The organism is Streptomyces sp. DH12, assembly GCF_020873895.1.
GTDB lineage: Bacteria > Actinomycetota > Actinomycetes > Streptomycetales > Streptomycetaceae > Streptomyces.
In genome coordinates, this window is record NZ_JAHWGT010000166.1 from 1 (window position 1) to 864 (window position 864).

At 75.5% G+C, this 864-nt stretch carries 1 protein-coding gene; it reads left to right on the top strand.

All coding sequences use genetic code 11. The features are described 5' to 3' along the window. The coding region (locus LPA54_RS33250; protein ID WP_228984456.1) for a zinc-binding dehydrogenase at nucleotides 1-622 on the top strand (622 nt) is incomplete at its 5' end. Between the last annotated feature and the right edge of the window lie 242 nt (nucleotides 623-864).

Consider the following 864-nt stretch of genomic DNA (forward strand, 5'->3'; position numbering starts at 1 on the left):
CGCAGCGGACGCGGTGACCCCGGGCGGTTCCGGGGTCGTCGCCCACTACGCCCTGCGCAAGGCTCACTTCGCGCCCGGCGAGCCCGTGCTCGTGCGCGGGGCGGCGGGCAGTATCGGGATCACGGCGGTCCAGCTCGCGGCCCGCAGCGGCGCGGGCGCCGTGGCGGTCACCACCTCGTCCGGGGAGCGGGGCGCCCGGCTGCGGGAGCTGGGCGCGACCCATGTGCTGGACCGCTCCGGCAGGAGCGGCGCCCCGGACGCGCCGACCGGCTTCGACGTCGTGATCGACGTCGTCGGCGGGCCCGGACTGCCGGACGCCCTGGACGCGCTGCACGCCGACGGGCGGTACGTGCTGGTCGGCGTCGTCGGCGGGCAGCCGCCGGAGGACTTCGGCATGCGGCTGGTGCACGGCTTCCGCAAGTCCCTGACGTTCGCCACGTTCAGCGCCGACACCGTGCCCGGCCCCGACCTTCAGGCCGTCCGCGCGGAACAGTTCGCCGAGGCCGCGCGCGGGGAGCTGCGGACCGTCGTGCACGACGTGCTGCCGCTGGACCGGGCGGCGGACGCCCACCGCGCGATGGACGCGGGGGAGGTGTTCGGCCGGGTGGTGCTCACACCTTGAGCCGGGACGTGAGGGGGCGCCCGGCACACGTCGCTCTGCGGGGGCGCACGAGCCCTTGTGGCACTGCGCACGTCCGTGAGTGGTGACGCTTCCGGGAGCGGATCCGCTGGGCTTCGTGGGGAACGGGCGAACGTTCTCCCCGAATCCCGGCGGAACGGAGTGGTCCCGTGAGCGACGTGGGCGAACAGCTGATGCACGCGGAGGAGATGCGGGCGCGTGCCGCTGCCTTCGTCGGACAGGCC